22 protein-coding genes are annotated in these 20,845 nt (G+C 71.7%); 9 read left to right on the top strand and 13 right to left on the bottom strand.

Translation table 11 applies throughout. The annotated features are described in order from the left end of the window. Window positions 1-60: 60 nt before the first annotated feature. Entirely contained in the window at window positions 61-435 is a 375-nt protein-coding gene (locus ABT041_RS14485) for a F0F1 ATP synthase subunit epsilon (RefSeq protein ID WP_351183840.1), read from the top strand. 146 nt (window positions 436-581) lie between these two features. Then, window positions 582-1,028: a DUF2550 domain-containing protein gene (locus ABT041_RS14480; protein ID WP_351183838.1), complete on the top strand. Its 447-nt coding sequence runs from the start codon at window positions 582-584 to the stop codon at window positions 1,026-1,028. Between the two features lie 116 nt (window positions 1,029-1,144). Here the strand turns inward: ABT041_RS14480 and ABT041_RS14475 are convergent, their stop codons facing one another. The 3 genes from ABT041_RS14475 to ABT041_RS14465 all read right to left on the bottom strand — a co-directional run bounded on the left by ABT041_RS14475 (window position 1,145) and on the right by ABT041_RS14465 (window position 4,947). After that, entirely contained in the window at window positions 1,145-2,992 is a 1,848-nt protein-coding gene (locus ABT041_RS14475; RefSeq protein ID WP_502976476.1) for a glycosyl hydrolase family 18 protein, read from the bottom strand. Between the two features lie 123 nt (window positions 2,993-3,115). Next, window positions 3,116-3,754, bottom strand: a complete 639-nt coding sequence (locus tag ABT041_RS14470) for a response regulator (RefSeq protein WP_351183836.1) — start codon at window positions 3,752-3,754, stop codon at window positions 3,116-3,118. Further along, window positions 3,751-4,947: a sensor histidine kinase gene (locus tag ABT041_RS14465; protein WP_502976475.1), complete on the bottom strand. Its 1,197-nt coding sequence runs from the start codon at window positions 4,945-4,947 to the stop codon at window positions 3,751-3,753. The genes ABT041_RS14470 and ABT041_RS14465 overlap by 4 nt, the downstream gene beginning before the upstream one ends. A 137-nt stretch (window positions 4,948-5,084) precedes the next feature. On the opposite strand from ABT041_RS14465, the gene ABT041_RS14460 reads away from it, so the two are divergent. Beyond that, on the top strand, window positions 5,085-5,705 hold the full coding sequence (locus tag ABT041_RS14460) for a hypothetical protein (RefSeq protein ID WP_351183832.1): 621 nt from the start codon (window positions 5,085-5,087) through the stop codon (window positions 5,703-5,705). Here the strand turns inward: ABT041_RS14460 and ABT041_RS14455 are convergent. The 3 genes from ABT041_RS14455 to ABT041_RS14445 are packed head-to-tail and all read right to left on the bottom strand — an operon-like array spanning window position 5,625 to window position 7,744. Further along, window positions 5,625-6,197 carry a cob(I)yrinic acid a,c-diamide adenosyltransferase gene (locus ABT041_RS14455; protein ID WP_041131262.1) on the bottom strand — a complete coding sequence of 191 codons (573 nt, stop codon included), beginning with the start codon at window positions 6,195-6,197 and terminating at the stop codon, window positions 5,625-5,627. The genes ABT041_RS14460 and ABT041_RS14455 overlap by 81 nt on opposite strands. A 13-nt stretch (window positions 6,198-6,210) precedes the next feature. Continuing rightward, on the bottom strand, window positions 6,211-6,960 hold the full coding sequence (locus ABT041_RS14450; protein ID WP_351183830.1) for an ABC transporter permease: 750 nt from the start codon (window positions 6,958-6,960) through the stop codon (window positions 6,211-6,213). 10 nt (window positions 6,961-6,970) lie between these two features. After that, a complete protein-coding gene (locus ABT041_RS14445; protein WP_351183828.1) occupies window positions 6,971-7,744 on the bottom strand; it encodes an ABC transporter ATP-binding protein in 774 nt (257 codons plus the stop codon). Window positions 7,745-7,842: 98 nt separating this feature from the next. Here ABT041_RS14445 and ABT041_RS14440 point away from each other — a divergent pair, with 98 nt between their 5' ends. The 4 genes from ABT041_RS14440 to ABT041_RS14425 all read left to right on the top strand — a co-directional run bounded on the left by ABT041_RS14440 (window position 7,843) and on the right by ABT041_RS14425 (window position 12,762). Continuing rightward, window positions 7,843-8,481, top strand: a complete 639-nt coding sequence (locus tag ABT041_RS14440; RefSeq protein ID WP_351183826.1) for a TetR/AcrR family transcriptional regulator — start codon at window positions 7,843-7,845, stop codon at window positions 8,479-8,481. A 181-nt stretch (window positions 8,482-8,662) separates the two neighbouring features. Then, window positions 8,663-9,511 carry a 3-hydroxyacyl-CoA dehydrogenase family protein gene (locus ABT041_RS14435; protein ID WP_351183824.1) on the top strand — a complete coding sequence of 283 codons (849 nt, stop codon included), beginning with the start codon at window positions 8,663-8,665 and terminating at the stop codon, window positions 9,509-9,511. A 126-nt stretch (window positions 9,512-9,637) separates the two neighbouring features. Further along, complete coding sequence (locus ABT041_RS14430) at window positions 9,638-9,961, top strand: STAS domain-containing protein (RefSeq protein ID WP_030210572.1); 324 nt, start codon at window positions 9,638-9,640, stop codon at window positions 9,959-9,961. 218 nt (window positions 9,962-10,179) lie between these two features. After that, on the top strand, window positions 10,180-12,762 hold the full coding sequence (locus tag ABT041_RS14425; protein WP_351183822.1) for an ATP-binding protein: 2,583 nt from the start codon (window positions 10,180-10,182) through the stop codon (window positions 12,760-12,762). A gap of 72 nt (window positions 12,763-12,834) precedes the next feature. Here ABT041_RS14425 and nucS read toward each other — a convergent pair whose 3' ends face one another. Further along, window positions 12,835-13,506: an endonuclease NucS gene (gene nucS / locus ABT041_RS14420; RefSeq protein ID WP_041131270.1), complete on the bottom strand. Its 672-nt coding sequence runs from the start codon at window positions 13,504-13,506 to the stop codon at window positions 12,835-12,837. 250 nt (window positions 13,507-13,756) lie between these two features. Between nucS and ABT041_RS14415 the strand changes: the two genes are divergently transcribed. Then, window positions 13,757-14,149: an SCO5389 family protein gene (locus ABT041_RS14415; protein WP_017236120.1), complete on the top strand. Its 393-nt coding sequence runs from the start codon at window positions 13,757-13,759 to the stop codon at window positions 14,147-14,149. A gap of 109 nt (window positions 14,150-14,258) precedes the next feature. Here ABT041_RS14415 and ABT041_RS14410 read toward each other — a convergent pair whose 3' ends face one another. Then, window positions 14,259-15,293: an LLM class flavin-dependent oxidoreductase gene (locus ABT041_RS14410; RefSeq protein WP_351183819.1), complete on the bottom strand. Its 1,035-nt coding sequence runs from the start codon at window positions 15,291-15,293 to the stop codon at window positions 14,259-14,261. Window positions 15,294-15,491: 198 nt separating this feature from the next. Here ABT041_RS14410 and ABT041_RS14405 point away from each other — a divergent pair, with 198 nt between their 5' ends. Continuing rightward, window positions 15,492-15,818 (top strand): Rv1322 family protein, encoded by a 327-nt coding sequence (locus tag ABT041_RS14405; RefSeq protein ID WP_351183817.1) that lies wholly within the window; start codon window positions 15,492-15,494, stop codon window positions 15,816-15,818. 15 nt (window positions 15,819-15,833) lie between these two features. Here ABT041_RS14405 and ABT041_RS14400 read toward each other — a convergent pair whose 3' ends face one another. The 5 genes from ABT041_RS14400 to ABT041_RS14380 all read right to left on the bottom strand — a co-directional run bounded on the left by ABT041_RS14400 (window position 15,834) and on the right by ABT041_RS14380 (window position 20,789). Continuing rightward, entirely contained in the window at window positions 15,834-16,667 is an 834-nt protein-coding gene (locus ABT041_RS14400; RefSeq protein WP_351183815.1) for an ABC transporter permease, read from the bottom strand. After that, the gene (locus ABT041_RS14395) at window positions 16,664-17,890 is read right to left on the bottom strand and encodes an ABC transporter ATP-binding protein (protein WP_351183813.1); all 1,227 of its coding nucleotides are present in this window, start codon (window positions 17,888-17,890) and stop codon (window positions 16,664-16,666) included. Before ABT041_RS14395 ends, ABT041_RS14400 begins: the two co-directional genes overlap by 4 nt. 145 nt (window positions 17,891-18,035) lie before the next feature. After that, window positions 18,036-18,815 carry an ABC transporter permease gene (locus ABT041_RS14390; RefSeq protein WP_351183811.1) on the bottom strand — a complete coding sequence of 260 codons (780 nt, stop codon included), beginning with the start codon at window positions 18,813-18,815 and terminating at the stop codon, window positions 18,036-18,038. A gap of 3 nt (window positions 18,816-18,818) precedes the next feature. Further along, window positions 18,819-19,787 carry an ABC transporter ATP-binding protein gene (locus tag ABT041_RS14385; protein WP_351183809.1) on the bottom strand — a complete coding sequence of 323 codons (969 nt, stop codon included), beginning with the start codon at window positions 19,785-19,787 and terminating at the stop codon, window positions 18,819-18,821. Between the two features lie 66 nt (window positions 19,788-19,853). Continuing rightward, entirely contained in the window at window positions 19,854-20,789 is a 936-nt protein-coding gene (locus ABT041_RS14380) for a coiled-coil domain-containing protein (RefSeq protein WP_116158785.1), read from the bottom strand. Window positions 20,790-20,845: the final 56 nt, after the last annotated feature.

Raw genomic sequence — 20,845 nt, 5'->3', positions numbered from 1 at the left:
CCCCTAGAATTGACCCCAACACCCGGCACGACCGCCGGGTGGTGACCCGAGGAGCCACCCTTGGCTGCTGAGCTGCACGTCGAGCTGGTCGCCGCGGACCGGAGTGTCTGGTCCGGCGAGGCCACCCTGGTCATCGCGCGTACCACCTCCGGCGACATCGGCGTCATGCCCGGCCACCAGCCGCTGCTCGGTGTGCTGGAGTCGGGCCCGGTGACCATCCGTACGAGCGAGGGCGGGACCGTCGTCGCCGCCGTCCACGGCGGATTCATCTCGTTCGCCGACGACAAGCTGTCTCTGCTCGCGGAGATCTGCGAGCTGGCGGACGAGATCGACGCCCAGCGCGCCGAGCGCGCGCTGGAGCGTGCGAAGACGGAGTCGGACGCCGCCGCCGAGCGGCGCGCCGAGGTCCGGCTGCGCGCGGTAGCGGTCCGCTAGCGGTCCGCGCCGAGTAGGAGTGCCCTCAGCCGCGGCACGATCCGGAATTTTCCGGACCGTGTCGCGGCTGAGGCGATGCAGATGCAGGTTGTATTCGGTTGTGCCGGCGGTGCCGGCTACGGGACGCAGCGAGGAGGTCGGTGAAGATGTTCCTCGCTCTGCTCGTGTGCGGCCTGGTCGTCGCACTGGTGGTGATCGGGCTCTTCGTCTTCGGCTTGCGCCGCAGACTCATCCAGCGCGCGGGCGGCACCTTCGACTGCTCGCTGCGCTGGGACATCCCCGACGAGCCGGATCCGACCGGCAAGGGCTGGGTGTACGGCGTCGCCCGTTACAGCGGTGACGAGATCGCCTGGTTCCGTGTCTTCTCGTACGCGCCCCGCCCGCGCCGGATCCTGGAGCGCTCGTCCATCGTGGCGCTCGAGCGCCGGATGCCGGAGGGCGAGGAGGAGCTCGCGCTGCTCTCCGACGCCGTGATCCAGCCCTGTATGTACGAGGGCGTCCGCCTGGAGCTCGCGATGAGCGAGGACGCCCGGACGGGTTTCATGGCCTGGCTGGAGGCGGCGCCTCCTGGGCAACGGGTAAATGTCGCTTAGATTTCTTGCCCGTTGAATGGGGGTCCCCCCGGACGAAGTCTGGGGGAGGGTGAATGTCGCTTGAGGCATGAAGGAGCGGGGACGGCGTGCTGCGCCGTCCCCGCTCCTTTTCGTGCCTAGCTCAGGCCGGTGTTGATGGCGCCGACCAGCTCGCCGTTGCTGGTGTCACCGCTGAACTCCCAGAAGAACGCTCCGCCGAGGCCCTGGTTCTTGGCCCAGCTCATCTTGGAGTTGACGGTGGCGGGGGTGTCGTAGCTCCACCAGTTGGTGCCGCAGTGGGCGTACGCGGTGCCGGCGACGGTGCCGTTGGCGGGGCAGGAGTTCTTGAGGACCTTGTAGTCCTCGATGCCCTGCTCGTACGTGCCCTGCGCCGGGCCGGTCGCCGTGCCGCCGGGGGCGGACTGGGTGACACCGGTCCAGCCGCGGCCGTAGAAGCCGATGCCGAGCAGCAGCTTGCTGGCCGGGACGCCCTTGGCCTTGTACTTGGCGATCGCCTCGGCGGAGTTGAAGCCCTGCTGCGGGATGCCGGCGTACGAGGTGAGCGGGGAGTGCGGGGCCGTCGGGCCCTGCGCCGCCCAGGCGCCGAAGAAGTCGTACGTCATGACGTTGAACCAGTTCATGTACTGCGCGGCGCCCGCGTAGTCGGCGGCGTCGATCTTGCCTCCGGTGGAGGCGTCGGCCGTGACGGCCGCGGTGACCAGGGCACTGGGGCCGAACTTGGCGCGCATGGCCTGCATCATGTTCTTGAAGGAGGCCGCGCCGCTGGTGTCGCAGGACAGACCGCAGGCGTTGGGGTACTCCCAGTCCAGGTCGATGCCGTCGAAGACATCGGCCCAGCGCGGGTCCTCGACCAGGTCGTAGCAGGACTGTGCGAAGGCGGCCGGGTTCTGCACGGCCTGGCCGAAGCCGCCGGACCAGGTCCAGCCGCCGAAGGACCAGATGACCTTGATGTTCGGGTAGGCCTTCTTCAGTTTGCGGAGCTGGTTGAAGTTGCCGCGCAGCGGCTGGTCCCAGGTGTCGGCGACGCCGTCGACGGACTGGTCGGCGGTGTAGGCCTTGTCGTAGTCGGCGTAGGAGTCGCCGATGGTGCACTTGCCGCCGGTGACGTTGCCGAAGGCGTAGTTGATGTGGGTGATCTTGGACGCGGAGCCCGAGGTCACGATGTTCTTCACGTGGTAGTTGCGGCCGTAGACGCCCCAGTTGGTGAAGTAGCCCATCTTCACGACGTTCGGGGGCGGGGTGCCGCCGCCCCCGCCGGTGGTGTGGACGGCGACCGGGCCGGCGGCGGGGCCGGTCTGGTCGATGGTGTCGCGGGCGACGACGGTGTACGAGTAGTCGGTGCCGGCGGTGAGGCCGGTGTCCGTGAAGGTGAGGCCGGTGGTGGTGGTCACCTTGGTGCCGTCGCGCAGGACGTCGTAGTTCTTGACGCCCTTGTCGTCCGTGGCCGCGGTCCAGGTGAGCTTCGCCGACGTGTCGGTGATGTTCGAGGCGACCGGGGTGCCGGGGGCCGAGGGCGGGTTGTCGCCCGGCTGGGTGGTGCCGTCGCAGGGAGCGCCGTTGATCTTACAGCCGCTGGGCGCGCCGGGGCCGGCGCCGTTGTAGCCGAAGGAGACGGAGGCGCCGGGGGCGAGGGTGCCGTTCCAGCCGACGTTCTTGGCGGTCCAGTGGGTGCCGGAGCTGGTGACGGTGGCGTCCCAGGCGGAGGTGACGGTGGTGCCGGAGGGGTAGTCCCACTCGACGGTCCAGGAGGAGAGGCTCGTGGTGCCGGTGTTCTTCACCGTCCACTTGCCCTCGAAGCCGGTGCCCCAGTCCTGGGTCTTGGTGTAGGTCGCGGTGGCCGAGGCGGCGGCTTCGGCGGGGGAGGCGAGGCCGACCATGGCGGCCAGCGGCAGGATCAGGGCGGTCAGTCCGGCGGCTGCCCGGTGTCTGAACCCTGATCTGCGCGTCGGTGCTTGAGTGCTCAACGGTGCTCCTCAAGTTGCGGACGGACAAGGTGGGGGTGGTCCGTGAAGATGCGCGCGCCCCGCGAGCGTAGGAAGGTCTGGACCAATCGTCAAGAGGTCCAGACCAGCGTCGGCAAAGTTCTTCTAAACCCCCAACTCCTGTGCCAGAACGGCCGCTTGGACCCGACTGCGCAGCTCCAGCTTGCCGAGCACCTTGCTGACATGGGTCTTCACCGTCGCCTCCGCCATGTCCAGCCGTACCGCGATCTCGGCGTTCGACAGACCCAGGCCGAGCGCCGAAAGCACCTCCCGCTCCCGGGGCGTCAGCACGTCCAGTACGGCCGTGTCCGCCACCGGACGGCTCGGTGCCGCGAACTCCGCGATCAGCCGGCGCGTCACCGCCGGGGCGATCAGGCCCTCGCCGCGCCCCACCGTCCGCACCGCCGTGATCAGGTCCTTCGCGTCCGTGTCCTTCAGCAGGAAGCCCGAGGCCCCGGCCCGCAGCGCCCCGAAGACGTACGCGTCGAGGTCGAAGGTCGTCAGGACGAGCACATCGGCGAGCCCCTCCGACACCACCAGACGGGTCGCCGTCACCCCGTCCATCCGGGGCATCTGCACGTCCATCAGGACCAGGTCCGGGCGCAGTTCGCGCGCCAGCTCCACCGCACGCTCGCCGTCCGCGGCCTCGCCGACCACCTCGATGTCCGGCGCGCTGCCCAGGATCAGCACGAGCCCCGCCCGTACCGCCGACTGGTCCTCTGCCACGACCACCCGGATCGTCATGCGTTCCCCGCCTTCTCGTCCGCGGGCAGCACGGCCCGCACCTGCCAGACCGCCCCCGCGGCCGCCGCCCGGAACTCCCCGCCCAGCAGCTCCGCGCGCTCCCGCATCCCCACCAGACCCGAACCGGTGCCGGGCGCCGACGGTCCCGGCCGCTTCCCGTACGGCGAGTCGACGGCCACGGTCAGGACCCCGTCGCCCCGGCCGACCCGCACGGTGACCGTACCGGGGGAGGCGTGCTTCACCGCGTTCGTCAGCGACTCCTGCACGATCCTGTACGCGGCCAGCTCCACCGGCGCCGGCAGGGCGGCGCCGTCCGAGGGCCGGGTGTCCTCCAGGACGAACCGCAGACCGCCGGAGGAGCCGTTCCTGCGGGCCCGGGCGAGCAGTCCGTCCAGCGCGTCGAGGCTCGGCACCGCCCCCGGTTCCGCGTCCCCGCCGCTGTCCCGGAGCAGCCCGATCAGCCGCCGCATCTCCGTGAGGCCCGCCACGCTGTTCTCGCGGATGACCGTCAGCGCCTGACGGGTGGTGGCCGGTTCGTCGAGGGAGAGCGCGGCCGTGGAGTGGATCGCGATCGCCGAGAGGTGGTTCGCCACCATGTCGTGCAGCTCCCGCGCCATCCGCGCCCGCTCGGCCACCACCGCCTGCGCCCGGTCCATCTCGGCCAGCAGCGCGGTCTGTTCGGCCCTCAGCCGGGCGGCGTCCGCCGCCTCGCGGTGGTTGCGGACGATCGCACCGGTGATCGCCGGGAGGAAGGAGATCATGCCGGTGAGCACGCCGACGAGCAGCGCGTAGGCGTTCTGCCACCAGACGAGGAAGCCGGCGGTCACCGCGACCGTGATCAGGCCGGTCGTGTAGGGGATGCGGCGCGCGGAGGCCGGTGGGCCGTACACGACGGCCGCGTAGACCACGTCCGTGAACATCAGGACCGTCGCCAGGTTCCCGTTGGTGAACTGGTCGGCGACGATCGCCAGGGTGCCGACGATCAGGGCGGTCCGTGGGGCGGTGCGGCGCACGGTCTCCGCTCCGGCCATCACGGTCAGCGGGATCAGGGTCGCCCAGCGCTGCCCGAAGACGTGGTCCTCCGTCACGTACAGCCCGAACCACCACAGGATCAGGCCGCCGACGAGGCCGGTGGCGGCGATGAGCAGATCGACGCGGTGCGGGCGGGGGAGTGTCACGTACTCATCCAACATGCCGCACCGCGCCCGGACCTCCTCGCCCGGGCCGATCCGTCCCTCCGTCGAAGGATGTAGACGCGGTTCCTCACCGGCGACGACGAACCGGGCCCTGACCCACGGGACGCTGAAGGGGTACCGAAAGGGGAACCGTCGTGATCGTCACGCTGATCGTGCTCTGCGAGGTCGGCTTCTGGGTCCTGCTGGCCGCCGGCCTCGCCACCCGCTACCTCCTGAAGATGCCCCGCGCGGGCATGGCGCTGCTGCTGTGCGAGCCGGTCCTTGAGGTCGTGCTCCTCGTCGTCACCGCGATCGACCTCAAGAACGGTGCCGAGCCGAGCTGGGAGCACGGCCTCGCCGCGCTGTACATCGGCTACACCGTCGGCCACGGCCACCGCACGGTGAAGTGGCTCGACGGGCATGCCGCCCACCGCCTCGGCGGCGGGCCGCGCCCCCCGAAGCCGCCCCGGTACGGCATGGCGCGCGCCCGCCACGAGGGCAGGGTCTGGCTGGGCTCGCTGGTCGGCGGCGCCGTCGCCACCGTCCTGCTGCTCCTCGCCGTCCGGTACGTCGGCGGGGACGGGAACACCGAGAGCCTGTGGAGCTGGATGTTCGCCGCGTGGCGGGCGGTCGGCATCCACGGCCTGATCGCCCTCAGCTACCTGATCTGGCAGAAGAAGGACCCGGGCTCCGGCTCAGCGGTCCCCGCCCGGGACCCAGAGGACGTCCCCGACCTCCTTGTTGGCCGTCCTGGCCAGGATGAACAGAAGGTCTGACAGCCGGTTGAGGTACGTGGCGGTCAGGGCGTTCATCGTCTCGCCGTGCACCTCCAGGGCCGCCCACGTGGAGCGCTCCGCCCGCCGGACCACCGTGCACGCCTGGTGCAGCAGGGCCGCACCGGGCGTGCCGCCCGGCAGGATGAAGGAGCGCAGCTTGTCCAACTGCTCCAGGAAGCGGTCGCAGTCGGCCTCCAGCTTGTCGACGTAGGACTGCTCGACGCGCAGCGGCGGATACTCGGGGTTCTCCACCACCGGCGTGCAGAGGTCGGCGCCCACGTCGAAGAGGTCGTTCTGGATCCGGACGAGGACCTTCACGAGCTCCTCGTCGAGCTGCCCGAGGGCGATGGCCGTCCCGATGGCGGCGTTGGCCTCGTTGGCGTCGGCGTAGGCCGAGATCCGCAGATCCGTCTTGGCGGTCCGGCTCATGTCGCCGAGCGCCGTGGTGCCCTTGTCGCCGGTACGGGTGTAGATGCGCGTCAGATTGACCATGGGTCCAGCGTAGTTACGCCCCGGCGCTCCGGAACGTGCGTGTGCCGACCGTCACGGCGAGCGCCGTCAGTCCGAGGGCGACGAGCACCCCGTACAGCATGGTCGGCGTCGTGTAGTGGCCGATGTACGCCTCCCGGACCGCGTCCACCAGATAGCGGAACGGCATGAAGTGCGAGACCGCGTCGAGCCAGCCGGGGGCGAGGGCCATCGGCAGCATCAGGCCCGAGAGCAGCATCGCCGGCATCGCGAGCGTGTTGATCGCGGGGCCGAACTCCTGCGGGGTGCGCAGCTTCAGGGCGAGCGCGTACGAGAGGGAGGCGAGCGCGGCGGAGAGCAGGGCGACGAAGCCGAAGCCGAGGAGGATCCCGGCGACCGGCGCCCGCAGGCCCATGGGGATCGCCACCAGGACGAGCAGGACCGCCTGGAAGACGAAGAGCGCGGCGTCCCGCAGGACCCGGCCGAGCAGCAGGGCGAGCCGGCTGATCGGGGCGACCCGCATCCGGTCGAAGACGCCCCAGTTCTTCTCCATGATGATCGAGAAGCCGGCGAACGAGGCGCCGAAGAGGCCGAGCTGGAGCAGCAGGCCGGGGACGAGGACCTGCCAGGAGTCGCCCTCGCGGCCGAGCGGGAGCCCGGTGAGCAGCGGTCCGAAGAAGAGCAGGTAGAGCAGCGGCATCAGGGCGCCGAAGAAGATCTGGAACGGGGAGCGCAGGGTCTGGCGGGCGTAGCGCCCGAAGAGCAGCGCGGTGTCGCGGAAGAGCATCACGGGTCTCCTAGACCGCTACGGGGGTGGTGTCGGCGGGCGCCGGGCCGCGGCCGGTGACGGCGAGGAAGGCCTCCTGGAGGGTGGTCACGCCGTGCGCGGCCTTGAGTCCGGCGGGGCTGTCCTCGGCGACGACCGTGCCCTTGTCCACGATCACGAGCCGGTCGGCGAGCGCGTCGGCCTCGTCGAGGTAGTGCGTGGTGAGGACGACGGTCGTGCCGTGCTCGTCGCGCAGCCGCCGCACCAGGGCCCACAGGTCGGCGCGGCTGCCGGGGTCGAGGCCGGTCGTCGGCTCGTCGAGGAAGAGGAGCTCCGGGCGGTGGGTGAGCCCCATCGCGAGGTCGACCCGGCGGCGCTGGCCGCCGGAGAGCGCCGGGGTCTTCCGGTCGAGGAGCTCGGTGAGGCCGAGGTCCTCGGCGAGCTCCTCGGCGCGGGCCGCCGCGGTCGTCCGGTCCAGGCCGTAGAGCCTGCCCTGGGTGACGAGCTCGGAGCGGACGGTCTCCTGGGGGTCGAGTCCGCCGGACTGGGCGACGTACCCGATGCGCCGGCGCACGGCGGCGGGGTCGCCGACGAGGTCGTGGCCGGCGACGGTGGCGGCGCCGCCGGTGGGCGGGAGCAGCGTCGTGAGCATCCGCAGGGTGGTGGTCTTGCCGGCGCCGTTGGGGCCGAGGAGTCCGAGGATCTCGCCGGGCCGGACGGTGAGGTCGATTCCCCGGACGGCCTCCACGGGGCCGTTCCTGGTCGTGAAGGTCCGGGCGAGGCCGGACGTGCTGATGATGGGCATGGCGACCACAAAAACAGAGTCACTGAAATTTTGCAACGTCACCAAAAATTAAGAGGCGCCGAAATTTCAGGGAGCCTAGGATTGCCTACGATGGGTCCATGGCCGAGGGACTCAGGGAACGCAAGAAGCGCGAGACGAAGCAGCGGATCTCGGACATCGCGACCGGGCTCTTTCTGGAGCACGGCTTCGTCACCGTGACCGTCGCGGACGTCGCCGAGGCGGCGGACGTCTCCGTCAACACCGTGTACAACTACTTCCCGGCCAAGGAGGACCTCTTCCTCGACCGGATGGACGGCGTCACCCAGCGGCTCGCCCGGATGATCCGCGGCCGCGACCGGGGCGAGTCCGCCGCCCAGGCGGTCCTGCGCGAGCTGCGCCAGGACATCGGGGCCGTCTCCCCGGCGTACGGACTCATGGACGGCTTCGACGCCTTCATGAACGTCATCGAGCACGCGCCCACCCTCAAGGCCCGGCTCTTCCAGCTGCGGGGCCAGGTCCACGAGGCCGTCGTGACCACCCTGCGCGAGGAGACCGGCGCGGCCGCCGACGACCCGCTGCCGCTGCTCGTCGGCGGGCAGCTCGCCTGGATCGAGGAGTCCGTCGTCGGCTACATCACCGGCGAGATGACCGCAGGACGCAAGGCGACGACCGTCTCCCGCGAGGCCCTCGTCCTCCTCGACGAGATCGAGGAACTCCTGGGCGAGAAGGTCCTGACGTACGCGGTGCGCGAGGGCTGAGCCGGCGGCGGCCCGCCGAACTCCCGGCCCGCCACGACGAGGAGGCCGTCGGGAGGTGTCGTGAGTGTGACGTCCGTCAAAGAGGGCGTGACGCGCATTACTTCACGGTCACATAGCGCCCCCCGACCGCTAATCTCCGCCGGGAGAGCAGAAGTGAACAGGTGTTGAGGGGTGGAAGATCGTGGCCAAGAAGCTTGCCGTCATCGGGGCCGGACTCATGGGATCCGGCATCGCACAGGTCTCGGCGCAGGCGGGCTGGGACGTCGTCCTGCGTGACGTCACCGACGCCGCCCTGACCCGCGGCACCGACGGCATCAAGGCCTCGTACGAGAAGTTCGTCGCCAAGGGCAAGCTCGCCGCCGAGGACGCCGAGGCCGCGCTCGGCCGGATCACCGCCACCACCGAGCTCGACGCCGTCGCCGACGCGGACGTCGTCGTCGAGGCCGTCTTCGAGAACCTCGACGTCAAGCACGACATCTTCCGCTCGCTCGACAAGATCGCCAAGGACGGCGCCGTCCTCGCCTCCAACACCTCCGCGATCCCGATCACCAAGATCGCTGCGGTGACCGAGCGCCCCGAGGCCGTCGTCGGCGTCCACTTCTTCTCGCCCGTCCCGATGATGCAGCTCGTCGAGCTGGTCCGCGGCTACAAGACGAGCGACGAGACCCTCGCCACCGCCCGCGCGTTCGCCGAGTCCGTCGGCAAGACCTGCATCGTCGTCAACCGCGACGTCGCCGGCTTCGTCACCACCCGCCTCATCTCGGCCCTCGTCGTCGAGGCCGCCAAGCTCCACGAGTCGGGCGTCGCCACCGCCGAGGACATCGACATCGCCTGCAAGCTCGGCTTCGGCCACGCCATGGGCCCGCTCGCCACGGCCGACCTCACCGGCATCGACATCCTGGTGAACGCCGCCAACAACATCTACACCGAGTCCCAGGACGAGAAGTTCGCGCCGCCGGAGCTGATGCGCCGGATGGTGGACGCGGGTGACATCGGCCGCAAGAGCGGGCAGGGCTTCTACAAGTACTGAGCCGTACCCGCCACCCCGCCTCACTCCGTGGGGTGAATTCAGGTATCGGTTCGCTGACAAGGCGCAACGTATCTGCCGGTGCGGCAGTCAGTTGTTGCGAAGACGGAGCACTCTCGGGGAGCGCATATGCACATCAGGGGCGACCACGTCGAGCTGGTCGTCGGGGGCCGCCTCGACGTCCGCAGCGCGGCGGACGCCCGTACGGTCCTGCACTCGGCCGTCGACGACGGAGTCGGCGACCTGGTGCTCGACCTGACCGGACTCGACTCCTGGGACGCGACCGGACTCGGCGTCATCATGGGCGCCCACCGCAGGGCCGGCCGCTGCGGCCGGCGCCTCGTCCTGCGCGGGGTGCCGCCCCAGATGCAGCGGCTCCTCGTCGCCACCCGGCTGCACCGCATCCTCGCCATCGAGGGCGGCCTCGCCCTGGAGTCCCTGCCCCGCGTATGACCCCCGGGGGGTGCCCGCCATGTGTGAAGCAGCTGTGAGAAACAGGCGTCACACCCAATCCTCACAAGACCGTGACGTCTTGGTCTCGGGGGCACCCCGCCTGTTCCCGACCGTCTGAACACGGTCTAGGGTTCGGTCGCCCGCACAATGACGGACCCGCCCCACACGGGACGGACCCACCGGCGGGTACCGCACACCGCTTCTTGGGAGCTTGGACCATGGACCCGATCAACCCTGGGTCGGAGGAGTACGGTCACGACACCGAGGGCGAGGAGGCCCGCCAGGGCCGTGGCGTGCCCGCGCCGACGCCCGCGCGTGCCCGCGTCGTCCGGCTCGTCTCCGGCGAACTGCTCCTCACCGTCAACCCCGTCGACGGCAGCGAGATCGAACCCTGCCCGCCCGGGCAGGAACCGGAGGCCCCCCGCCCCCGCACCCCCGAGGAGCGCGCCGAGGCCGCCCGCGCCGTCGCCCCGCCCCTCCCGGCGGGCCCCGCCGCACCCGAGCTGCCCCTCCTCGAACGCCACGAGGAGCGCGAGCGGCTCACCGGCATCCTCACCCAGGGCCGCTGCGCCCGCGTCGTCGGCGCCCCCGGATCCGGCCGCACCGCCCTCCTCGACGCGGTCGCCGCCGACTGCGCCGAACTCGCCCCCGACGGTGTGGTCCGCCTCTCCGGGCACCACCGCACCCCCACCGAGCTCCTCCACGAGCTGTTCACCGCCGTCCGGTACGCCCCCGGACAGCGCCCCGACCGGGCCGGCCTCCTCGACCGGCTCCGCGACATCGGCGCCGTGGTCGTCGTCGACGACCTGGAATTCGGCGGCGCCGCCCTCGACGAACTCCTTGCCGCCGCCCCCGAGTGCGCCTTCCTCCTCGCCGCGGGACCCGACACCCCCGCCCCCCCCGCCGACGCCCCCGTCGAGGAGGTCCTCCTCGCCGGCCTCGGCCGGGCCGCCGCCCTGAAGCTCCTGGAGAGCGCCGTCGGCCGCACCCTCACCGAGGAGGAGGCCAACTGGGCCGGCGACCTGTGGTTCGAGTCCGAAGGGCTCCCGCTCCGCTTCGTCCAGGCCGGCGCCCTGCTCCGCCAGCGCGACCGACTGCGCGTCACCCCCGCCGAGTTCGACGCCTTCGGCGCCCTCGAAGAGGCCTTCGGCCCCGCCGCACCCGCGGCGGCGGCCACCGTCGCGGCCGCCGCCTTCGACGGCATCGACGACCCCGACGTCGAACTGCGCGACATACCGCTGCCCAGCCTCGGCGAAGGCGCCGCACCCGCCGCCCTCCTCGCCTCACGGCTCAGCCGCTCCGCCCAGGCCGCCCTGCGCTTCGCCGTCGCCCTCGGCGGCGAGGTCCCGCACCCGTCCCACCTCCCGGCCCTCGTCGGCGACACCCACGCCGACGCCGCCCTCGGCGAACTCATGGCCTGCGGACTGCTCACCCCGGTCGGCCCCCGCTACCGCCTCGCCACCGGAGTCCTCACCCAGCTCCTCGCCCACGGCTTCGAGCACGAGGCCGCCGACCGCGCCCACACCGTCGCCCAGCACTACGCCTGGTGGGCCGCCCATCCCTCCGTCACCCCCGAACGCGCCGCCGTCGAGGCCGACGCCCTGCTCGCCGCCCTCACCGCGCTGATCCCCGGCACCGGCGAGAGCGCCGCCGAGCACCGGTCCACCGCCGTCCTCCTCGCCCGCGCCGCCGCCCCCGCCTTCGCCGCCGGACTGCAGTGGGGCGCCTGGGAACGCGCCCTGCGCGCCGGACAGGAGGCCGCCCGGCTCGCCGGCGAGGTCGCCGACGAGGCCTACTTCCACCACGAGCTCGGCGTCCTCGCGATCTGCTCCGGCCACCTGGAGCGTGCCCGCGCCGAGCTGGAGGCCTCCATCGGCATGCGCGGCGTCCTCGCCGACAAGCGCGGCACCGTCGCCGGCCGCCGGGCCCTCGCCCTCGTCGCCGACCTCTCCGGAGAGCACACCGCCGCACCCGAGCCCGTCTCCCCGCCGCGCGGCACCCCCGCCCTGCGCGGCCCGGCCGCCCGCCCCGCCCTCCCGAGGCCGGAGACCGTCACCGCCCCGCTGCTCGGTGGACCCGCCAGGACCCCGGCGTCGGCCCCGATCCCCGCGTTCCCCGATTTCGCCGCCGAAGGCCCGACGCTCGTCACCGGCCCGACCACCGACACCGCCGAGAAGGACCGCCGCTCCGGCCTCAAGGGCAGCATCCTCGGCGGCGCCCGCCGCAACCTCGTCGCCGTCGGCGCGGGCGCGCTCCTCGTCGCCGTCCTCGGCACCGTCGTCACCCTCGGCGCCACCTCCGGCAACGGCGACAACCCCGCCGACGACCGCGTCACCTCCGACAGCACCGCGAACGAGAGCGGCAGCTCCGACGGCCTCGACGGCGAGGAGCCGCCCGCCGACGGCGAGGCCGGCCCGGACGAGACCGGCGAGGCCACGCGCTCGGACTCCCCGAGCCCCTCCGGCTCCGGCAGCGCCTCGCCGTCCGCCTCCACGGACCCGTCCGCGTCCGGCTCCGCCTCCTCCTCGGACAGCCCCTCGGCGACGACCGGAGCGCCGACGGCCACCACGGCCCCGCCGACCGGAGGCGCCACGACGACCCGGCCGCCGGCCACGACCACCGCGCCGCCGCGGCCGACGACCACGACGCCGAAGCCGCCGACGACCACCCCCGCCCCGCCGACCACGACCGCGCCGACCACGGCCCCGCCGACGACGACCGCCCCTCCGGCGACCGGCGAGACCACGACCCTCGGCGCGCCCTCCTCCGACACCACCACCGCCACGGACTCCCCGGCCTGACCCCGTACGGCAACGACGACGGCCCCCGGCGCGCTCACCGCGCCGGGGGCCGTCGTCGTTGCCGTACGAGGATCAGAACAGCCGCAGCTTGTCGTCCTCGATGCCGCGCAGCGCGTCGTAGTCCAGGACCACGCAGCCGATCCCGCGGTCCGTCGCGAGGACCCGCGCCTGCGGCTTGATCTCCTGGGCCGCGAAGACGCCCTTCACCGGCGCCAGGTGCGGGTCGCGGTTGAGCAGCTCCAGGTAGCGGGTCAGCTGCTCGACGCCGTCGATCTCACCGCGCCGCTTGATCTCCACCGCCACCGTCGCCCCGTCGGCGTCCCGGCACAGGATGTCCACGGGGCCGATCGCGGTCGGGTACTCGCGGCGGATCAGCGTGTAGCCCTCGCCGAGGGTCTCGATCCGGTCGGCGAGCAGCTCCTGGAGGTGCGCCTCGACGCCGTCCTTGATGAGACCGGGGTCCACACCCAGCTCGTGCGAGGAGTCGTGGAGGATCTCCTCCATCGTGATGATCAGTTTCTCGCCCGCTTTGTTGATCACGGTCCAGATGCCCGCCTCACCATCGACGCCTTCCTTCAGCGTGCACGGCGGCGACATCCAGTTGAGCGGTTTGTACGCCCGGTCGTCCGCGTGGATGGAGACGCTGCCGTCTGCCTTGACCAGGATCAGACGGGGCGCGGAGGGCAGGTGGGCCGTGAGTCGACCCGCGTAGTCCACGGAGCAACGGGCAATGACGAGACGCATGGTCGCCAACGCTACAAGACGGGCGCTCTTCCGCGCGATTCGGGCATCGGCCGCGCACCCCGTGGGGGTGGTCGTTGGCCGAACACCCGTCGGTTATCAGCCGGTTGTGTGCCCATTCTTCTGGTGTCGCCCGGACCGCGCGCTTACCGTGGAAGCTGGAGGTCGTCGTCCGTGCACGCTGCGTGGCGCACGGCCCGGCCTTCGCCCCTGCCCGCAAGACCCCGTCCGCGGGGTCGCGAGAGGAGAACCCATGTCGCTCGACGTCTCACCGGCACTGTTGGAACAGGCCGAGCGAGGCGAGGTCGACGAAGCCGACTTCGTCGACTGCGTCCGGACCTCCCTGCCCTACGCATGGGAGATGATCAGTTCTCTGGTGGCACAGCTGAAGGTCGACGGCGGAGAGTTCGCCGACAACCAGACGCCGCCGCCGAATGAGCAGGCACGTGGTCAGCTGCTGCGCGCGCTCGCGAGCGATGCCATTCGTGGTGCGCTGCAGCGGCATTTCGGGGTGCGTCTCGCCTTCCAGAACTGCCACCGCGTGGCGGTCTTCCCGCTGGACCCGGCGGTGGACGAGCGGCTCGCCCGCTTCACGTCCGTACGGGGACAGCTGCTGAACCAGTCGCCGGAACTGCGCGACTGCTGAGACATGGTGCTGCCGCTCCGCATCGCGGGAGAAGGCGAACGATGCGCGCCGACGCGCGTCGCCGCCGAAAGGTGCAGGAGCGGCAGCACAGTCCCGGACGTGTTCCCCCTCACACCAGGAGCGGCAGGACCTCCGCGCCCAGCCGCCGGACGTTCTCCTCGGTCGCCGCGAGGTCGCCCGAGCCCTCCGCGAGCAGGGCGAAGCGCGTGATGCCCGTACGCTCCGCGGTCGCCGCGAGCCGGTCCGCCGCGCGCCGGGGCGTGCCCACCGGGTGCAGCCCGCACAGCAGCTCCGTGTACGCCACGGGGTCGCGCATCGCCCGGTGCCGGCCGTCCACCGTCACATGCGCGTCGAGCCCCTGCCTCAGCCAGCCCGGCATCGCCTTCACCAGCGCCTCCGCCGCGTCCGCCTCCCGGTCCGCGAGCTGGGCGACGCCCGCCGAGACGTGGCCGGCGCCGATCCGCGCGATCTCGTCGGGGTCCCGCCCGGCCTCCCGCGCGCACCGCGCCCAGGCCGCGACCATCTCCGCCTTGTCCTCGTCGCCGCAGTGCATGCCGAGCAGCATCGGCAGTCCGCGCTCCGCCGCGAGCTTCACGCTCTTCGGCGAGGTGCAGGCCACCACCACCTCGGGGGAGGCGGCGCCGCCGATCAGCTCGCCGGGGCGGGGCACCACCGGCACCTCACGGAAAGCGAATCGTTCCCCCTCGGCGCCGACGCGCGGCTCGGTGAGCCAGCGCAGCAGCAGGTCGAGCGATGCGGGGAACCCCTTCTCGTACGCCTCCAGCCCCGCGCCGAACACCTCCAGGTCGACCCAGGGCCCGCCCCGGCCCACCCCGAGGGTGAACCTGCCGCCCGAGGTGAGGTGCAGCAGCGCCGCCTGCTCGCCGAGGGCGACCGGGTGGACGGTCGGCAGCACGCTCACCGCCGTGCCGACCCGGAGCCGCCGGGTGCGGCCGAGGAGCAGCGCAGCCAGCGTCACGGCCGAGGGGCACACCCCGTACGGCACGAAGTGGTGCTCGGCGAGCCAGACGGAGTCGAGCCCCGCCTCCTCGGCGACCTCGGCGGTCCGCACCGCACGGTGCAGCGCCTCTCCCTGGCCCTGGCCCGGGAACTGGGCTGCCAGAACGAACGTACCCACGCGCATCGCCTTCTGCCTCCTTGCGGCCGACGCGTATCTCCCCTCGCACTGGCACCAACGTCTGACACGTGCCAAAGGCAACGGCCGTTCATGAAGTTCTTGCGATTTTCGGCTAAGCCGTCCCGGACGGGGCCCGGGGCACCGGGTGGCGGCCCGTAGGCTGGAGGGAACGGTCCGTGTTCCCAGACCCCGTGAGGTGTGCCCGTGTCCCCGCGTCACAACCGTTCCCGAGGCGGCGAGAAGCCCGCGCAGCAGGGCGACCACGGCGACCGGTACGGCGGCGCGCAGCGCACCGAGACCTGGCAGGGCGAGGAGTGGTACGTCCGGCTCGTCGCCGGAGCGAGCGCCCCCGGCAAGCGCTACCGCTGCCCGGGCTGCGACCAGGAGATCCCGTCCGGCGCCCCGCACGTGGTGGCCTGGCCGGAGTGGGGCGGCGTCGACGACCGCCGGCACTGGCACAAGGCCTGCTGGAACGCGAAGGACCGCCGCACCAGCAGGGTGCAGCGGTCCCGTAACGCGCCGAGGTACTAGCTCACAGGTCCTGGCTCACACGTCGCGGCTGTTCAGCACTCCGAAGGCGCCGGCGAACGCGGCGGCCGTGACGCCGAGCAGGATGAACAGCGGCTCCCAGCCCGAGGGACCGTCCTCGCCGAACGGCGGGTGGGTGCTGTAGAGCACGATCATCTGCGAGGGGATCGCGTACGTCAGCAGGAACTCCCGCACCGACGTGAGCGCCTCCGAGAACATGAACATGGCGGCGACGAGCGGGAGCAGCAGCAGACCGATCATCACCGTGATCGCGCCCGCCGAGTGCCGGATGAGCGTGCCGATCGCCATCGAGAGCAGCCCGAGCGTCGCCAGGTAGGCGGCCGCTCCCACCGTCGACCGCAGCCATTCCCCGGTCGTGGGCTCGGCCGCGTCCACCATGCCGACCTGGGCCGCTGCGACGAGCCCCGTGACCACCACGGCGATCGAGAAGACCAGCAGGAAGAAGACGATCGCCTTCGCCGTCAGCACCCGGGCCCGGCTCGGGCAGGCCGTCAGGGTCGTACGGATCATGCCCGTGCCGTACTCGGAGGCGATCGTCAGGACGCCGAGCGTGATCACGCAGATCGAGGCCGGCAGCATCCCGAAGAAGCCGAAGCTGAGCGCCGACTCCTCGCCCATCGGGGCCTCGGAGGCGGCGGCGATGGCGGCGACACCGAGCCCGATGCCGACCATCAGCAGGATCATCACCCCCAGCGTCCACATCGTCGAACGCACCGAGCGGATCTTCGTCCACTCGGAGGCGAGCGCGTCACCGAGGTGCGCGGCGCGGACCGGGATGGGGGAGACGTAGGCGTGCGGCGCCGGGGCGTGGTGCGGGGCGGGGGCGGTCATCGGGCGTCCTTCGGGGTGTCGCTCGGCTGCGGGAGGCCCGGCTGCGGAGCGGCCGGAGCGGCGTACGGACCGGGGGCGGGGGCCTGCGGGGCGGCGGGTGCGGCGTACGGCCCGGGGGCGGCGGCCGGCGGGGCGGCGTACGGGCCCGGCGCGGCGCCCTGCGGAGCCCCGCCGTACGGGTTCTGTCCGGGCGGCGGCGGGGCGTACCAGCCCTGCTGCGGCACGTCCGGGACCGGCTGCTGCGGCGGCATGCCGTACCCCGGCTGCCCCGGCTGGAGCGGCGGCTGGAGGTGGGCGAGCCGGTCGTCGGTGGAGCGGTAGTCCACGGCGCCCTGCGTCAGCCGCATGTACGCCTCCTCCAGGGAGGCCTGGTGCGGGGACAGCTCCCAGAGCCGTACGTCCGCCCCGTGCGCGAGGTCGCTGATCCGCGGCAGCGGCAGGCCGGTGACGCGCAGCGCGCCGTCCGGCTCGGACAGCACCTGGCCGCCGGCCTCCATGAGCACCGAGCTCAGCTTCTCCCGCTGGGCCGGCTCGGTGGCCGGGGTCCGCACCCGGGCGAAGTCGGCGGAGTTCGCCGAGATGAAGTCCGTGACGCTCATGTCCGCGAGCAGCTGCCCCCGGCCGATCACGATCAGGTGGTCGGCGGTCAGCGCCATCTCGCTCATGAGGTGGCTGGAGACGAAGACCGTGCGGCCCTCGGCGGCCAGCTTCTTCATCAGGTTCCGCACCCAGAGGATGCCCTCGGGGTCCAGACCGTTGACCGGCTCGTCGAAGAGCAGCACCTGCGGGTCGCCGAGGAGGGCCGCCGCGATGCCGAGCCGCTGGCCCATGCCGAGCGAGAAGCCCTTCGAGCGCCGCTTGGCGACGTCCTGGAGGCCGACCACGCCGAGGACCTCGTCGACGCGCTGCGCCGGGATGCCGGCGAGCTGGGCGAGCGACAGCAGATGGCTCCGCGCGCTCCGGCCGCCGTGCACGGCCTTGGCGTCGAGGAGCGCGCCGACCTGGCGCGGCGCGTTCGGCAGCTGCCGGAACGGGTGGCCGCCGATCGTGACATGACCCGAGGTGGGCCGGTCGAGACCCAGGATCATGCGCATCGTCGTCGACTTGCCGGAGCCGTTGGGCCCCAGGAACCCGGTGACGACGCCGGGCCTCACCTGGAAGGAAAGGTTGTACACGGCCGTCTTGGCGCCGTAGCGCTTCGTCAGGCCGACTGCCTCGATCATTCTCCAGCCCCATCGACAGGTCGGTGGCATCCATGTCGGGGCGTGGCGGCCGTCGGCCGGAGCCCCCCGTATGAGCTAGGAGCTTATCCAGCCGTTGACGGTTCCGCCGAAGCGGAACCGTGATCCTCCCGTACGGACCGCGGGATCAGGCGTCCCGCTCCTTCAGCACCAGGTATCCGCCGAGCAGCGAGGCCACCACCCAGAGCAGCATGATCCCGAGCCCGCCCCAGGGCCCGTACGGCGCCTTCTCCTGGCCCATCGCGTCCGGCACCACCTGCATGATCTTGGAGCCGGCCTGGTCGGGGAAGTACTGGGCGACCTCCTTGGCCTTCGGGACCGCCGACAGGATCTGCGAGATCAGGAAGAAGAACGGCACCAGGATGCCGAGCGACAGCATCGAGGAGCGGAGCATCGTCGCCACGCCCATCGAGAAGATCGCGATCAGGCCCATGTAGAGACCGCCGCCGACCACCGCGCGCAGCACGTTGTCCGCGCCGAGGGTGGTGCGGTGCTCGCCGAGCAGCGCCTGGCCGAGGAAGAAGGAGAGGAAGCTGGTCGCCAGGCCCACGACCAGGGCGAGCCCCCCGGCCACCGCGATCTTCGAGAAGAGGAAGGTCGCGCGCTGCGGCACGGCGGCCAGCGAGGTGCGGATCATGCCCGAGGAGTACTCGGTCCCCACCACCAGGACGCCGAAGACCACCATCGCCAGCTGGCCGAGGATCATCCCGGAGAAGCTGGCGAACGTCGGGTCGAAGGTGGCCCGCTCCACCTCGCTGAGATCGTCGAACGTCGACTTGAAGAGGGCGCACAGCGCCGCGCTCATCGCCACCGTGACGAGGAGGGCGCTCGCGAGCGTCCAGACGGTCGACGACACCGTCCGGATCTTGGTCCACTCGGACTGCAGGACCGCGGTTGCCGCTGCCATCGTTCAGGCTCCCTCGGAGGTCGTGCCCCACTGGGGGCCGGGCGCCGCGGCGCCGCTGTGTACGTCGGTGCCGTGCGCGTGGTACTCCACCGCGCCGGCCGTCATCTGCATGAACGCTTCTTCCAGGGAGGCGCGCTGGGAGCTCAGCTCGTGCAGCACCAGCCCGTTCTCCGCCGCCAGCTCGCCCAGCTTCTCGGTGGTCGCCCCGTCCACCTCGAGCGTCCCGTTGCCCGCCTCGATCACGACAAGACCGTTGGCGTGGAGCACGTCCCGCAGTCGTTCCTGCTGCGGGGAGCGCATCCGCACATAACTCCTGGAATTCTGCTGGATGAAATCCGCCATCGACGTGTCGGCCAGCAGTTTTCCCTGCCCGATCACGATCAAGTGATCGGCGGTCAGCGCCATTTCGCTCATCAGATGACTGGAAACGAAGATCGTCCGGCCCTCGGCCGCCAACGCCTTCATCAGATTGCGGATCCAGTGAATTCCCTCGGGGTCCAGACCATTGACGGGTTCGTCGAACATCAGGATCTCGGGATCACCGAGGAGCGCGGACGCGATGCCGAGCCGCTGGCCCATGCCGAGGGAGAAACCCTTCGACTTCTTCTTCGCGACCGGCGTCAGACCCACCAGGTCGAGCACCTCGCCCACCCGGCTCGCCGGGATGCGGTTCGACTGCGCCAGACACAGCAGGTTGTTGTACGCGGAGCGGCCGCCGTGCATCGCCTTGGCGTCGAGCAGCGCCCCGATGTACTTCAGCGGCTCGGCCAGGTCCCGGTAGTGCTTGCCGTCGATCCGGACCGTCCCGCTCGTCGGGTTGTCCAGGTCCAGCATCATCCGCATCGTCGTCGACTTGCCCGCCCCGTTCGGCCCGAGGAAGCCGGTGACCACGCCGGGGCGGACCTGGAAGGAGAGATGGTCGACCGCGGTCTTCGTCCCGTACCTCTTCGTCAGGCCCTCAAGCTCGATCATGCGCACCAACCTACGGGCACGCAAAACCCCCCGCCACCGGAATGACGGGGGGGAGCGTCGTACTCGTTACCGGGACTGCTGGGCCGGGACGCCGGCCGTGCGCTCGTCGTCGATCGGCGAGCCGGCCGCGGCCACCGCGGCACCGGTCAGCGTCGCCAGCATCTCGCGGACGTTGGTCAGCTGCGCGTTGATGGAGTCGCGGCGGTTCGTCAGCGCCGCGAGCTCGCGCTCCGATTCCGAACGGATCCGGTCGGCCTTGGCGTTCGCGTCGGCCACGATGTCCTCGGCCTGGCGCTGCGCGGTCTCCACCGTCTGACGGGCCCGGCGCTCCGCGTCCGTGCGCAGCTTCTCGGCCTCCAGGCGGAGCTGCTCGGCGCGGTGCTCGATCTCCGCGAGGCGCTTCTCGGCCTTGGCCTGACGCGAGGCCAGGTCCCGCTCCGACTGCTCGCGGCGCTTCGCCAGGTTCGTCTCGAAGTCCGCGGCGGCCTGGGCGGCCTTGGCGCGGGTCTCCTCGAAGAGGGCGTCCGCCTCCTCGCGCTTCGACTGCGCGTCCTTCTGCGCCTCGGCACGCAGCGAGTTGGCCTCGCCCTGCGCCTTCTCGACGATCCGGACGCCCTCGTCCTCGGCCTTCGCCTTGCGCTCGGCCGCGAAGGACTCCGCGTCGTTGCGCACCTGCTGGGCGGCCGACTCGGCGAGCTCGCGGTGCTGCTCGGCGGCGCGACGGGCCTCCTCACGCAGGTCCTTCGCCTCCTCCTCGGCGAGCCGGAGGATCTTCTCGACCCGGGCGCCGAGTCCCGCGTACGACGGCTCGGCGTCGGTGACCTGCGCCTGGGCGTTCTGCGTCTCGAGGTGGAGCTCCTCGATGCGCTTCTCCAGGGAGGTGATGCGGGACAGGGCGCTGTCGCGGTCGGCCACGAGCTTGGTAATGCGGTCGTCCACCTGACCGCGGTCGTAACCGCGCCGCACGAGCTCGAAGCCGAAGGGGGAGGAAGTGTCGCTCATGGGGTTCCTGTCGAATGAGACCGGTGAGGTGTTAGAGGGAATCCTAGGGGCCGAAG

The organism is Streptomyces sp. NPDC002825 (genome assembly GCF_040295385.1).
Classification (GTDB): Bacteria; Actinomycetota; Actinomycetes; order Streptomycetales; family Streptomycetaceae; genus Streptomyces.
Note: the sequence above shows the minus strand (reverse complement) of the source record. Positions and strands in the feature narration are given on the sequence as shown.